We start from the raw sequence: 14,611 nt of genomic DNA, 5'->3' as shown, positions 1-14,611 counted from the left end.
AGGAGTTATAAAATGGGAAAAAAGAAAAATAAATTAATGGTGATATTTATAATTGCTTCCATACTACTAACTTTTTTAGTTTTAATAGTTTTTGCAAATAATAAGTCTTTATTTAATACTAGTTATTATTTATATTTAGGCTTATTTATTTTGCTAATAATTCAATTTTTTATTCTTGGTAACTTTCTTATCAAGTTATTTACTCAAATAGAGTCACTGTCTAAAGAGTTGCAGCAAAAAAATCTTTTGTTATCAAAGGTGGATAGGTTTAAGGATCAGTTTATTTCCAGTACTTCTCAGGAACTAAAATTACCTATCAATAATATCATTTCTGCTGCTGAATCTGTTATTCGCAAGGTATCTCCTTTTTTGCTAGAACAATCGAAAGAGGACTTAGCCTCAATAATCAAAACTGGAAAAGGCTTAACTTATATGTTGGATAACTTTGTGGATTATGTGGATATCAAGCAGGGAAATATTGATTTAAATCTGGAGCATTTAGAAGCTCATGAAATTATAAATTATATAATAGAGCTTTTCGAGCCTTTTGTGGCTGATAAAGAGATTGAATTTGAAAATAATATTGAGCCGAATGAGATTATGGTTATTGCTGATCAAAACCAATTAATTCAGATTTTTTATAATCTTTTAGGTAATGTATGTGAGTATATAGAAGAGGGAGTAATATTTTTTAAAGCTGAAAAAGTAGATGCTAAGGTTGAAATTAGCTTAGAAACTACAGCTGCTAATATTCTTTTTAAATATCAGGATTATAGAGCTGGATTAGAGCAGGAGGCAGAGTTTATATTAAATAAAAGTGATTTAAAGCAGAGTATAACTCAACAGTTAATTAGCTTCCAAGAGGGAGATTTGCAGATAAAAAAATTAGCTAATAAGTTATTAGTTATAGTAGTTACTTTGCCGGGCTCTGAATATAATGACTTCTATGAGTTAGAGGAAGCGAATACCCAGTTAGCTACGCTTAGTGAAATAAGTAAAAATGAAATTGATAGGGAAGGTGACTTATTGCCGCAGGGAAAGTATATTTTAATAGTTGGTGATCAAGTCAATAAGATTAACTCTTTAAAGAATATTTTGGCGCAGGAAAATTACTTTATCAAAACAGTTAAAGATAAAAAGCGGGCCCTAGAGGAGTTGAATAGCGAAGTAGCGCTGGTGATTCTAAATTTATTTGCTCTTGATGAATTTACTCTTGAACTTTGTCAAGAAATCCGGGAGCGTTTTAGGTTATTTGAACTACCTATACTGGTTATGGTTTCGCGGAGCAGTCCTCAGAATCTGATTAGTGGTTTTGAGGTGGGGATTAATGACTTTATTAAGGAGCCTTTTGAGATCAGCGAACTAAAAGCTAGAGTAAGAACTTTAATTACTTTAAAGGCCAAGGTTGAGGAAAGCATTGAGTGGGAGCAGGACTTTCTTAGGGCCCAGATTAAACCTCACTTTTTATATAATACCTTAGATACTATTGCTTTTTTGTGTGAACATAATTCTGAACGGGCCCGCGATTTAATTTTGGATTTGGCTAACTATTTACGTTATAGCTTTGATTTTGAAAGTTTAAATCGCCTGGTATCAATTGATAAAGAGCTGGAATTAGTTAATTTTTATCTAACTATTCAACAAGCTCGTTTTGGAGATAGAGTAAAAGTAAGGTATAAAGTAGAAGAAGGCTTATCCTTTGGGGTTCCTCCCTTGATTTTACAACCTTTAGTCGAAAATGCAGTTAAACATGGTGTTTTAAAGAGGAAAGAAGGGGGAAGTGTAGAAATTAATATAAGTAGAAGAGAGAAATTCTTTGTAATTAAAGTTATAGATGATGGAATAGGGATGACAGAAGAAGAGCTAGCTAATTTATTGACAACTGAGAGTAAGGGACGTCGGAAAATAGGATTAGAAAATATAAATAAGAGATTAAAGAAGCTTTATAATCAAGAGTTAAAGATAAATAGCAGTCTAAAGCAGGGAACTACTGTAGAGTTCAAAATACCTGAGGATAAGTTTAGACGAGAAGGGAGTTAAGCTGATGAAAGACTTTTTTGAAAGATTTAAATATATTATTATTGTAGTACTTTTTTTAAGTATAGTATTTATCTCCTACACCAATTATCGGAGTACTAAAGAGGTAATTAAAGATAAATATAGTCATCGTCAGCAACTAGTAGAAAAGAGTATTTTACAGACTATAAATCATATTAATGACTCCTATAAAATTGCTGAACAACAGTTAAATCAAGAAATGAAAGAGTATTCTCAAGTAATGAGAGATAAGTATAAGCGGAATCCAGAGGTTATGGATTGGGACTTGGAGAAGTTAAAAGAAAAGTTCGGTGATTACGATATTTATATTGTTGACAGTGATTTGAAGATAATTAAAACAACTTATCAAAAAGATCTTGGTCTTGATTTTTCAAAATATACTGGTTTTGCTCAGGTATTAAGAGAGCGCTTAGAAGGAGATTCATTTGTAGTTGATCGACTTGATTTATCAACCAAAGAGGGGGAAATAAAAAAATATAGTTATTTACCTACTCATGATAATAAGTATATATTAGAGTTAAGCATTGAAGTCCAAAAAAGATTTCCCGTCCTCCAAAATCTAGATATATTTGGTGATGCAACTGAGTTAACGGAAGAGTACGAAATGGTGGAGGAAATTTCATTTTTTAGTGTTGAGCCTATTGAAAAGGGGGTTGCTAAGTTAAGGAGCAGTAAAGGGTTAGATCCAGATGTTCCTGAACCTAAAGAAGAACTAGTAAGACGTTCTGTTCTAAGTAATGAAGTGCAAAGTACAGTTATTCAATCAGAAGGTACTAATTATATTCATAAATTTTTTCCAGCTTTAGTTTCTGGAGATGATGATCAGCAACAATGGAACTCTTATGTGGTTGGTATTACTTATAATGATCAGGTGATGTGGGATGAAATTAATGAACATCGTCGTTTATTTTTAATTAATGCTTTAATTATGATAGCAGTTTTTGTGATTTTTATTATAATGACAACTTATTTATTAAGGGAGTTTGAGCAACTGGCTTATCAGGACCAGTTAACAGGCTTAGCAAATCGAAAGTCATTTGCAGGAAAATTTGATAAACTAATAAAAACTGCTCAAAAGAAGAGAGAAAAATTAGCTATTTTATTTTTAGATGTTGATAAGTTCAAGGAAATAAATGATAACTTTGGCCATGGTACAGGGGATAAAATACTTAAGGAAATAGCTAATAGATTAAAAAGTAGCTTACGGAAACAGGATATTGTATCTAGACTGGGAGGAGATGAGTTTACTATAGCGGTTAGTGGAATTAATTCTCAAGAGGGAGCTATTAAGGTAGCAGATAGAGTTATGGAAGAGTTTAGAGAGCCCTTAACTGTAGGAGAAAGTAAGTTTTTTATTAGCATTAGTGTGGGAATTAGTATTTATCCTGATGATGGTAGGGAGTTAGAGGAACTTATTAAAAAGGCAGACTATGCTATGTATAAGGCTAAAAAAGAACAGCAGGATTATATTTTATATAATGGAAGTGGGGAGTAAGGAGGGGTTGCTTATGTTAGATACAGTGGTAGTTGATGATGAACCCCATGCTTTAGGGAGAATGAAGGAGTTTGTAATTCAAGCTAATGGATTGAAGTTAGTGGGGGATTACAGTAATCCTGATAACTGTTTAACTGAAATTAGAGAAAATAAAATAAGCCCTGAATTAGTATTTTTAGATATTGAAATGCCAGATTGTAATGGCCTAGAGTTAGCGGAAAGGATCTTGGAGATTGATGAGGGGATAGATATTGTTTTTATTACAGCTTATGATAGTTATGCGGTGGAAGCCTTTGAGTTAAATGCTCTTGATTATCTATTAAAGCCTATTACTGAAGAGCGTTTCCAAAAGACTATTTCTCGCTTGTCAGTCTCCCAAAAGACTGTTAATAATAAAGATTTTAGGTTAAATGTTTTTTCTTTAGGGCACTTTAGACTCTTTACGCAAGGGGAGGAAATAAGTCTAAACTGGCCAACTGCTAAAAGTAAGGAGCTTTTTTTATATTTATTATATCATCGGGGGAATTTTGTAAGCAGTGATAAGATTGTTGAAGCTTTATGGTCTAATAAGGATCCTGAGAAAGCAGTAGCTATTTTATATACTACAGTTTATAGTTTGCGAAAGCTGATTAAGAGCTTAGGATTTAAGGAGATTGTTTTCAGTAAGCGAGGCTACTATAAATTGAATATGGAGCATATTAAATGGGATGTACTTGAGTTTGAGAAGTTGGTAAATAAAATAAAAACAGATATTGAGGCTAATATCGAGCAAGTAAAAAAGTTAACTGAATTATATCAAGGCCAGTACTTACCGGAGCAAGCTTATAGCTGGCTTTATGCTTTGCGAGCTGAACTAGAAGAAAAGTTTAAAGATGTTCTTTTAAAGGTAGCTGATTATTATTTGGAAATAGAAGAGTATCAGTTAGCTATTAAGTTATTAGAACGGGTAATAAAAGAAACATTCTTGGTTGAGGCTGCTTATCAGAAGTTAATTAAGACCTATAAAGAGTTGGGTGAAGATACAAAGGCTAGACGTCAGTATCAGAGGTTAAAATCGAGATTACAAAAGGAGTTTGGTATTGAACCACAGATGGACTTTTAAATAGGGCCTGCGGTTACATTTAGTAGCTGCGGATTTTTTTATTTAAAAATTTTAGAACTTTAGGGTGTGCAAAGGTGATTTTTCAGATTACTTTTAGATTAATTTGTTATACTTATTATATTCAAGCTTTGAAATCACCATTAGTTACTTTATATAAATTGGGGGTGAGAAGTGAGATCATGTTGAATATAGTAGTAGTTGATGATGAGCTTCATTCTTCAGCGCGAATAAAAGAGTTTATAAGTCAGGTTGAAGAGTTAAATTTAGTGGGTACTTATAGCAATTATGATAATTGTTTGAGTGAAATTAAAGAAAATAAAATAAGTGCAGATGTAGTATTTTTAGATATTGAAATATTGGGTTATAGTGGATTAGAGTTAGCTGAGAGAATTTTAGAAGTTAATGAAGAAATAGATATTGTTTTTGTTACAGCTTATGATAGTTATGCTGTGGAAGCCTTTGAGTTAAATGCTCTTGATTATTTATTAAAGCCGCTTACTAAAAAGCGTTTTCAGAAGACTATTTCTCGTTTACTTGCTAGGTGATATTTATTTGAGAACAGGTGATATAAGTTAAAAGCTCTTTTTTTAGTATTTAAGTTGGTAATTTTTTAGATTATTTTTAGATTAACTTGCTATAATAATTAATAGCAGAATCAGGGGGGATGCTATTGTATTTGACTAAAATTAGTGATTTGGAAAGTGGTGATACTTTAGCTAAAAAAATATATACCTCTGATAACGAAGTGTTATTAGAGAAAGGCACTGAGTTAAATTCGCGTTATATTAAAAAACTAGAAAGCTTTGGAATTACTCATGTTTACATAGAAGATGAAAACTTAGTAGAAGTAGAAGATGTGGTTTGTGAAGAAGTAAAACAGGTAGCCGTTAGTACTGCTAAAGAATGTTTGCAGGGACTAGATTCGCTTACTATTGATAGAGAGGTTACTAATGATAAAAAGAAGAAAGGCCTGATTGATCCGCAAGAAATAACTGATTTAATCGAAGATATTATTGACAACATCTTCAATAAACCAGAGCTTTTTGTCAACTTGCGAGATGTAAGGAAATTAGATGATGAGTTATACTTTCATTTAACTAATGTAACTACTCTTTCGCTGATTGTTGGCAAAGTGCTAGGTTATGATAAAGAGAAACTGAAATCATTAGGAATTGGTGCTTTCTTACACGATATTGGTAAAGCAGCAGTAGAAGCTTCAATACTTAATAAAGCAGGTGAATTAACAGATGGGGAGTTTGCAGAAATTCAAAAGCATACTGTTTATGGTTATCAGATTTTAAAAGACATTGATCAAATTTCGGAAGCTTCAGCTTTAGTTGCTTATCAACATCATGAAAAGTGCGATGGCTCCGGTTATCCTCAAGGTTTGACTAAGGACCAGATAGGAGTTTTTTCTAGAATTGTTACTATTGCTGATATATTTGATGCAATGCAGAATAATAGAGTTTATAGAATTGGCTTGAAGACTAAAGAGATAATAGATTACTTGCTTTCTATGGCTTCTAAGCAGGAATTAGATGCTGAGATTGTTGATAAGTTTTTAGCTTATCTAGTTCCTTTTCCTGTTGGCTGTAAGGTGAGGTTAGGTAATGGATGTGAGGGAGTGGTGACTAAAATAAATAAAGATAATGTAAATCGCCCAGTTATTAAAGTTTTAAAGATTAATAAGCGAGAGTTAGAAGAGTACTTTGAAATTGATACAAGTGAAGAATTAACAGGCTATGAAATTGAAGAACTTCTTTAAATAACTTTTAAAAGATAGGAGTGGAGTTAATGAATGAACTAGCTAAGGTGATTAAAGTAGATAAAGACAAATGTTTAAACTGTCATTCTTGTATTTCTATTTGCCCTGTTAAGTTTTGTAATGATGGTAGCGGAGAGTATATTGCTATTAATCATAACATGTGTATTGGCTGTGGGGCATGTTTAGAGGAGTGTGATCATGGGGCGCGGATTTTAGTAGACGATTTTGAGGAGTTTTTAAGGGGAGTTGATAGGGGAGAAGCTATGGTAGCTATAGTAGCTCCGGCAGCGGCAGCTAATTTTCCCAATCAATATTTGAATTTAAATACTTGGCTTAAGTCCATGGGTGTAGAGGCTGTTTTTGATGTTTCTTTTGGAGCTGAACTTACTGTTAGAACCTATCTGGAGTATATTAAAAAGAATAATCCTCAGAATGTAATAGCTCAGCCCTGCCCGGCTTTAGTAAGTTATATAGAAATTTATCAGCCCGAGCTTTTAGACTATCTAGCACCTGCTGATAGTCCAATGATGCACGTGATGAAAATGATAAAGAGGTATTATTCTCAGTATAAAGATCATAAAATAGTAATTCTTTCTCCTTGTTTGGCTAAAAAACGGGAGTTTGAAGCTGTAGGAATTGGTGATTATAATGTTACCTATAAATCTTTAAATAAGCATTTTGAAGAGCAGGGGGTTAATTTAGCTGATTACTCGGAGAGCGACTTTGATAATCCTGAAGCTGAAAGGGCCGTACTCTTTTCCACCCCCGGAGGTTTGATGCGTACTGCAGCTCGAGAAAATCCAGATATCATCCATCATACCCGAAAAATAGAAGGGATTCATACTATTTATCATTACTTAGATAAGTTACCGGAAATGGTTGAACAAGGAGTAGCTCCTTTATTAGTGGACTGTCTCAATTGTGAGATGGGTTGTAATGGCGGGCCCGGCACTTTAAATCAGGATAAATCTCCCGATGAGATAGAATACTTGATTGAGGAAAGAAATCAAAAGATGCAAGAAAAATATAAAACTGTAGGTCCTTTAGCAGACTTGAGAAGAAAAAGATCTTTAGCTAAAGTAGTAAATAAATACTGGGAAGAAAGTTTATATGGGCGTAGTTATCAGAATCTTGCCGCTAATAATCAGCTATTAGAACCTAGCTTGGCAGAACGAGAAGAAATTTATCGGAGTATGGATAAGTATGATGAAGATGATTTTTATAATTGTTCTGCTTGTGGATATGGTAACTGCGAAGATATGGCCTTAGCAATTTATAATAACTTGAATTCAGCGGAAAACTGTCACTTTTACTTAGCGGAAGAGCTAGAAAAGGAGCTAAAAATAAATCAAGAGATGCGGGAAAAAAGAGAAGAAAATTTAGCGGATAGTTTTGTGGAATTAACAAAGGGGATCAAAGATATAGATATAGCTAATAATGAAATGGCTGAAGAAATGCTGGAAATCTCTACTAAGATAAATATAATGAATGAAGATATAGATACTTTAAAAGCTTTGATAAGTGATATTGAAGAGTTTACGGGTAAGTCGGATGAAATATTAACTAAGCTAGTAGATGGAGCTGAGCAGACTAATTTGCTAGCTCTGAATGCCAGTATAGAAGCTGCCAGAGCAGGACAGCACGGAAGAGGATTTGCAATTGTTGCTGAAAATATCAAAGGGTTATCTGATCAGTCCAATCAGGAAGCAGATAATATTGGAAATTTTCTGACTAAGATTGAAAATAAAGTAGAGGATATCAATTCCAGATCGACTGAAGTCACTGAAGAGTTTAAAACAGTAGCTAGTATTATTCAAAATGCATCAGCTTCCAGTGAGGAAATATCAGCTATGAATACGGAGCTAGTTAATAAAATAGAGGAGATTTCTGAGTAAACTACTGTTACTTAATTTAAATACTTAAGACGTCAGCTAATAAGCTGGCGTTTTAATTTTTAAATTTTTGACTTTTTATGGTATAATAAAGGGCAATATTTGTTTTAAAGATTTAAATAGAGTTGAGAAAAAATAGGGAGTGAAGAAGGTGGGAGAAGCAGAGCAGGTTTTGCAGGAGTATTTTGGATATGAGAATTTTAGACCGGGCCAGCAGGAGATTATTGATAATATATTAAGTGGCAATAATACTTTAGGAATTATGCCTACTGGTGGGGGGAAATCAGTCTGTTTTCAGATTCCAGCCGTCTGTTTAACGGGAGTAACTATTGTCTTTTCCCCTTTAATTTCCTTAATGAAGGATCAGGTTGACTCTTTAAAAGCAGTAGGAATTGAAAGTACTTTCATTAATAGCTCCTTAACTAAATCTGAGCTAAAGAAAAGGATTAATCAAGTTCGGACAGGCTATTATGATTTAATCTATATAGCTCCGGAGCGCTTAAGATCGAGGCGTTTTATTGAACTGCTCGATACTATAGAGGTCTCCTTGGTGGTAGTTGATGAAGCCCATTGTATCTCCCAGTGGGGCCATGATTTCAGACCGGCTTATTTATTAATTGCTGATTTTTTAGATAGATTAGCCAATAAACCTGTGCTTGCTGCTTTTACTGCTACAGCTACGGAGGATGTTAGAGAGGATATCAGTGAGATTTTAGCCATTCAGAACTCTGATATATTTATTACTAGCTTTGATCGGGAAAATTTAACCTTTAAATTAATTACCGGAGAAGATAAGCGGGACTTTATAGAAGAGTATGTGAACACTAATAGAGATGAAGCAGGAATTATTTATGCTGCTACTAGAAAAGAAGTAGACAACCTATATTTATTTTTAAAAAATAAAGGCTTGGTAGTGGGGAAGTATCACGCCGGATTAAGTGATGCTGTTAGAAAGAAAACTCAGGATGATTTTGTGCACGATAGGATAGATGTAGTGGTGGCTACTAATGCTTTCGGGATGGGTATCGATAAATCAAATGTAAGATATGTGCTTCATCATAATATGCCTCGCGATATAGAATCCTATTATCAGGAAGCAGGAAGAGCTGGTCGAGATGGGGAAAGAAGTGAAGTGGTGTTGTTATTTTCTCCTGCTGATATCCGTTTGCCTAAATACTTTATTGAAGAGTCTGATTTATCAGCGAATAGAAAGAAATTAGCTTATCAAAAATTACAACAGATGATTGATTACTGTTATACTGATCGTTGTTTGCGAGCTTATATATTGGATTATTTTGGTGAGGAAGATATTATTGAGGAATGTGATAACTGTAGTAACTGTGCTGAAGGTCAGGAGTTAGTAGATATCACCGTTAAGGCCCAAAAGATTCTGTCCTGTATTTATAGAATGAAAGAGCGTTACGGAATTGGTAAAGTAGCTAAGGTGCTGCGCGGTTCTAAAAGTAAAGGGATTTTAAGACTAGGACTTGATGAGCTATCGACTTATGGAATAATGACCGACCATACTATTAAAGAGATTAAGAATTTTGCTAAATTCTTAGTTGCCGAAGGATATATTCACTTGACTGAAGGTAAATACTCGGTGGCTAAGCTGACTGATAAAGCATATTCTGTTTTACAGGGAACGGAAAAGGTAGTACAGAAGGTACGTAAAGAAACTGAACAAATTTCTACTGATAATGAACTTTTTGATATTCTGCGGAAATTGAGAAAAAAGATAGCTGAAGAAGAGGAGGTACCACCCTTTGTTATCTTTCATGATAGTACCTTGCAGGATATGATTAATTTGATGCCTGCTAATGAAGAGGAGATGTTAGCAGTTAGCGGGGTGGGTAAGGTTAAACTTGAAAAGTATGCTCAGCGTTTTCTAGAAGAGATTAATAGCTATGCTCAAGAGAAAGATATTGATCGAGCAGCAAGAAAAGTGCAGTCTAAAAAGAAGAAAAAGAAAAAAGCTGTGGAACAGCAAAAAGTAAAAAGCCATGTAAAAACATATAATTTATACCAAGAGGGTCAGAGTTTAGCCGAGATAGCCGAGTTAAGAGAATTAAATATTCGTACAATTCGAGGACATATAATTAAAGCAGCTCAGGAGGGTTTAGCAGTGGATTTAGAACCCTTTATAAAGGATCAAGATCGGCAGATAATTAGAAAGGCAATTAAGAAAGTAGGGACTGCTAAGCTGAGACCAATTAAAGATGAACTACCGGATAGAGTTAGTTATTTTGAGATTAAAGTTATGATTGAAATAATGGATAAAAAACTATAAGCTAAAATGTTATAATTAATTTAATGAAAATCCATTTATTGATCGGAGGTAATAATATGTTCAGTGACAGATTCTTTCGCATTACAGCGGGAATAATAATGATCTTGCTGATTATTTTTATTAGTTTTCAGATTCCTCAATTGATAAGTGCTTTAAAAAATATAATATATGTAGTGGTACTACCTATTTTGATGGCCGGATTTATTTATTATATGCTTCGACCAGTGGTTAGATTTTTGCATCCTAAGATAGGAAATAAGGAGCTATCCATTATAGTTACCTTACTGGGAATGATTGTTTTAATTTCTTTTATTGCTTATTTCGGGGGAAGTATAATCTATACTGAAATCAGGAGGCTAATTAACTTTTTGGCTGATTATGAAGTTAGCGGGCTTGGAATTAATCAAGCCTTAGGACAGATTGGAGAGCTAGAATTTTTGGGTGAGTTTAACGTAGAGGAGAGAATCACCTCTTTAGTCCAGGAAACCGTAGATAGGATTAGTGAATATGACTTTTTAGGAGCTTTTGCTTCGCTTACTCAGTTTGCTTTGATAATTCTGTTAATTCCTTTTTTGACTGTTTATTTTTTGAAGGATGATCGAAAGTTAGCTCAAAATATAGTTAAGATGGTTCCAGCAGAAAAACGGCCTTTAATGAAGGAAGCTTTAACTACTATTGATTCGGTATTTGGTATTTATATTCCTAGTCAATTGCTGGTGGGGCTTGTTTCCGGAGCAATTATGTTTGTAGGGTATATGATTATTGGTATGCCTAATGCAATTGGTTTAGCTATTATGTTGGCAGTTGCTTCGGTAATTCCTTTTATAGGCCCAGCAATTGGAGTCTTGCCGGCTGTATTTATTGCTTTGACTACTAGCTTGAATATGGTGATCAAAGTGACGATTTTAATGCTGATTGTCCAACAGTTTGAGGGGAATGTAGTCAGACCTATTTTACAGGGAGGGAAGCTGCAGATTCATCCAGTAGTAATTATCTTTGTGATTTTAATTGCTACTTTATTGTTTGGAATTTTAGGGGCCCTATTTGCTGTTCCGGTTTATGCTTCAATCCGAGGGATTATTTTAAAGCAGCGAGGAAAGGATATCTAAATTGCTTAAAGTAAGGGAACTTCTAAAAGAGAAAAGAAAAATACTAATATTACTAGCAATATTTTTAGTTCTAATTTCTCTGGAGCTAGTAGTTGAGGATGAAGAAGAGGCTAGAGTTGCTATCTTTGTTTTGGATGATTTTACTGAGTTTGACTTGGAAGCTAGTTTAAGTCATGGTGAGATTGTGGCTCGAATAGTTGAAGGTGGGAGTTCACAGAGTCAAATATTTTTTCATCATGTAGCTGATGAACAAGGAATTAAAGAGGAGTTGTATTTAACAGGTTTGCAGAGGGCCCTTAATTACAAGCAGAGATTTTCTGAACAAGAAGTGCTGGTCAATATTAGTCTATCTTTTGCGGATTATACTCCAGCTCATCGGTATTTAATCAATAAATTAGCAGAAGAGGGAGTAGGGATTATTGCTGCGGCAGGAAATAATAATTCCGATGAACCGATCTATCCAGCAGCCTTTGCAGAGGTGATAGCGGTAGCTAGTGTTGAGCAAGGGGAAAAGTCTCCTTTTTCTAATTATGGTGCTCATATTGATCTGGCTGCTAATGGAAGTATTAAGCACTCAATTGGAACTTATTTGGGGACAGGATTGGGATTTAAACATTTTCAAAGTTCAGGCACCTCCTTTGCTGCGCCGAGGGTGACTGCTTTGTGGGCTCGACTCTTAGAAAGTGAAGAAGAACTGTCACTTAATCAGGCTTTGGAATTGATAATTGATAATGCTGATCCACTGGCTGATGAGAAGTTTAGAAGTGGAGAGTTGGGGGTAGGGCTAATTAATGTGGGGAAAACTTTAGGTCAAGTAGATCCTTATTATTGGCTTAAAGCTAATTGGCTAATTATAGTTACTATGACTATTTTTTTAGTATATAGTATTAAGCTGATTAAAGAAGGTGGACTGCCTGGTCTTTTTATTTCTCTATTGATACTGATAGGTGCTTTACCGATGGTAGCGGTAGTAGAAGCAAAGATAATTCCTCAGTTGCAAAGTCTTTATGGATATTTGCAAGCAGAAGGTCTTCATATATCAGATTATTTACTGTTAACTACTTTTGTCAGTCTTCCTTTCTTATTTGCTGACTGGCAGGAAAGATATCTGGCAGTTATTTATTCAGCGTTATTTTCAATTTTAGCAGTTTTAGCCTATTTAGCAAAGTTTGATTTATTAGAGCTTAAGTTTTATTTAATGGTTATATCACTTGCATTAGCAGTGCTTTTTGTAGCTGGGGAAAGGTTAGGAGCTCTTTATTTAAAGGGGAGTAATAGTTTGTCCGTTTTACTGTGGGGGTTAAGAAGTCGCTCTTCACTTTGGAGAAAAGTAGCTAGTGCTAAATTGGCTGATGAAGTGGAAGCAGAAGTTGAAATTCCTTTATTAAGACTTTTAGATAAGTCTAAAAAACACTGGGTGAAGATTTCCATTATTAAATTGTTGGCAGATAGGGATATCTCTAATTTGAGTTCAGTGTTACAAAGCTGTTTAATGGATAAGCACCGTCAGGTGAGATTAACTGCTTTTAAGTTTTTACTTAAAGAAGGTTCTAAATTAAGGTTTTTGTTTGATTTTGCTCTTCGAGAAAATATCAGGCCTGAGTTAATTAAAAAATATTTAGCAGGGGAAAGGCAGCTTTTCTTTGAACTGCTAAATATTTTAAAGGAAGATGATGAGACTAAAAAAGAGTTAGCTGGAGAAGTGATAGCTGAGTTAGTTGTTGAAGTAGGTCTTGAAGATTTGAAAGTAGCTCTTCAAGACCGCGATCTAGATCGAAAAGTTTTATTGACAGCAATTAGTCAATCCTCTGGGCAGAGTATTGAATTAGCAGAGCTGCTTAAGCAGATGATACTGAGTGAGCATGAGATGTGGCTTCGTTATCAAGCCTTAACAGCTTTAGCTAAGGTGCATCCTCAACCTCAAGAATTGCTATCTTTCTTTAAAAAATTAAAATCTGATCCGCAGGAGCTAGTCAGATTACAAGCAACAGAAATCATAGAGCGTCAGTTTGATAGCTGACGTTTTATTAATTTTCTTTTTAAATACTACTAATAATTATTTCTTGCCAACTGGCATAATAGCTAGTGGTTTTTTATTATCAGGCAATTGAAGTATTTCAGCTATTCTACTTTCATCGAAAGCACCGATGATTACTGTTCCCAAATCTAAAGCTGTGCTTTGCAAATAGATATTTTGAGCTGCGTGACCTACCTCTATTTTGGCGTAACGTTCTCCCCGGGTTCCATAACGAGCCTTAGTTCGCTCATAAACTGCTGTGATTATGATATTAACTGGGGCATCTATAATAGGTTCTTGGTTAAGGGCAGCATTATAAATTTCTTCTTTGTTAGCTTCTGAGCTGAGTTTGACTAGTTGATGTTCTGCTGGTTGGTAATGATAAATACCTGCTGAAAGTTCTTTGACTCCTTCAACTACTAAATAAACTTCAAGTGGATAGAGCGCTCCAGCTGAAGGAGCAGTTCTAAATTTTCGCTGTTGATCAGTGATTCCTTGTCCAGCCCAAAGTAGCTGCGATACTTCCTTTAAGCTTAAGGATTCTTCTGTATATTCTCTAATTGAACGTCTTTTAGATAGTGCTTTTTCTATTGAAATCTGACTATCCGTTTGCGGAGCAGGTAATTCTATGGATTCAGAATTATCAACTAAAGCATCTGCATTTCTGGAGTTAAAGATTTCTAATTTAAAAGAAAGTAGTAATGCTGGTATAATTAACAAAAGAATGATTAACAAAAAACGATATCTTTTCATTTTTCATCACCACCTAATTACATTATATATTATTTTTTCTAGTTAATAAAGCCCAGGGCAATCGCATGAATAAATTTTATTTTAAAACTCAATCTTATTTCTTATACTCAGTTTGAATTTAAAAAATGCA

Annotated in this window: 10 protein-coding genes; 9 read left to right on the top strand and 1 reads right to left on the bottom strand. The window is 34.2% G+C overall.

What is annotated here, in order from left to right; genetic code table 11:
- The first annotated feature begins 12 nt into the window (after positions 1-12).
- From MWH30_RS03165 to MWH30_RS03125, 9 genes are all read left to right on the top strand, one after another.
- The gene (locus tag MWH30_RS03165) at positions 13-2,040 is read left to right on the top strand and encodes a histidine kinase (RefSeq protein WP_248662597.1); all 2,028 of its coding nucleotides are present in this window, start codon (positions 13-15) and stop codon (positions 2,038-2,040) included.
- Positions 2,041-2,044: 4 nt separating this feature from the next.
- The gene (locus MWH30_RS03160) at positions 2,045-3,553 is read left to right on the top strand and encodes a GGDEF domain-containing protein (protein WP_248662596.1); all 1,509 of its coding nucleotides are present in this window, start codon (positions 2,045-2,047) and stop codon (positions 3,551-3,553) included.
- A 13-nt stretch (positions 3,554-3,566) separates the two neighbouring features.
- Positions 3,567-4,655 (top strand): response regulator, encoded by a 1,089-nt coding sequence (locus MWH30_RS03155; protein ID WP_248662595.1) that lies wholly within the window; start codon positions 3,567-3,569, stop codon positions 4,653-4,655.
- A gap of 74 nt (positions 4,656-4,729) precedes the next feature.
- Complete coding sequence (locus MWH30_RS03150) at positions 4,730-5,200, top strand: LytR/AlgR family response regulator transcription factor (RefSeq protein ID WP_248662594.1); 471 nt, start codon at positions 4,730-4,732, stop codon at positions 5,198-5,200.
- Between the two features lie 125 nt (positions 5,201-5,325).
- A complete protein-coding gene (locus MWH30_RS03145) occupies positions 5,326-6,420 on the top strand; it encodes an HD-GYP domain-containing protein (RefSeq protein ID WP_248662593.1) in 1,095 nt (364 codons plus the stop codon).
- A 29-nt stretch (positions 6,421-6,449) separates the two neighbouring features.
- Entirely contained in the window at positions 6,450-8,315 is a 1,866-nt protein-coding gene (locus tag MWH30_RS03140) for a [Fe-Fe] hydrogenase large subunit C-terminal domain-containing protein (protein WP_248662592.1), read from the top strand.
- 148 nt (positions 8,316-8,463) lie between these two features.
- The gene (gene recQ, locus MWH30_RS03135; RefSeq protein WP_248662591.1) at positions 8,464-10,602 is read left to right on the top strand and encodes a DNA helicase RecQ; all 2,139 of its coding nucleotides are present in this window, start codon (positions 8,464-8,466) and stop codon (positions 10,600-10,602) included.
- Positions 10,603-10,700: 98 nt separating this feature from the next.
- Complete coding sequence (locus MWH30_RS03130; protein ID WP_248662590.1) at positions 10,701-11,711, top strand: AI-2E family transporter; 1,011 nt, start codon at positions 10,701-10,703, stop codon at positions 11,709-11,711.
- Position 11,712: 1 nt separating this feature from the next.
- Complete coding sequence (locus tag MWH30_RS03125; protein ID WP_248662589.1) at positions 11,713-13,731, top strand: S8 family peptidase; 2,019 nt, start codon at positions 11,713-11,715, stop codon at positions 13,729-13,731.
- A 36-nt stretch (positions 13,732-13,767) separates the two neighbouring features.
- On the opposite strand, the gene MWH30_RS03120 is transcribed toward MWH30_RS03125, so the two are convergent.
- Positions 13,768-14,481 (bottom strand): SagB/ThcOx family dehydrogenase, encoded by a 714-nt coding sequence (locus tag MWH30_RS03120; protein ID WP_248662588.1) that lies wholly within the window; start codon positions 14,479-14,481, stop codon positions 13,768-13,770.
- Positions 14,482-14,611 lie beyond the last annotated feature (130 nt).

The sequence above is a fragment of the Fuchsiella alkaliacetigena genome (genome assembly GCF_023227765.1).
Classification (GTDB): domain Bacteria; phylum Bacillota; class Halanaerobiia; order Halobacteroidales; family Acetohalobiaceae; genus Fuchsiella; species Fuchsiella alkaliacetigena.
This window is presented reverse-complemented; position numbering and strand designations above follow the sequence as displayed.

Excerpts from the sequence above, each read along its gene's own strand:
- MWH30_RS03165 (WP_248662597.1), top strand. The coding sequence starts at position 13 with ATGGGAAAAAAGAAAAATAAATTAATGGTGATATTTATAATTGCTTCC.
- MWH30_RS03160 (WP_248662596.1), top strand. The coding sequence starts at position 2,045 with ATGAAAGACTTTTTTGAAAGATTTAAATATATTATTATTGTAGTACTT.
- MWH30_RS03155 (WP_248662595.1), top strand. The coding sequence starts at position 3,567 with ATGTTAGATACAGTGGTAGTTGATGATGAACCCCATGCTTTAGGGAGA.
- MWH30_RS03140 (WP_248662592.1), top strand. The coding sequence starts at position 6,450 with ATGAATGAACTAGCTAAGGTGATTAAAGTAGATAAAGACAAATGTTTA.
- MWH30_RS03130 (WP_248662590.1), top strand. The coding sequence starts at position 10,701 with ATGATCTTGCTGATTATTTTTATTAGTTTTCAGATTCCTCAATTGATA.
- MWH30_RS03120 (WP_248662588.1), bottom strand. The coding sequence starts at position 14,481 with ATGAAAAGATATCGTTTTTTGTTAATCATTCTTTTGTTAATTATACCA.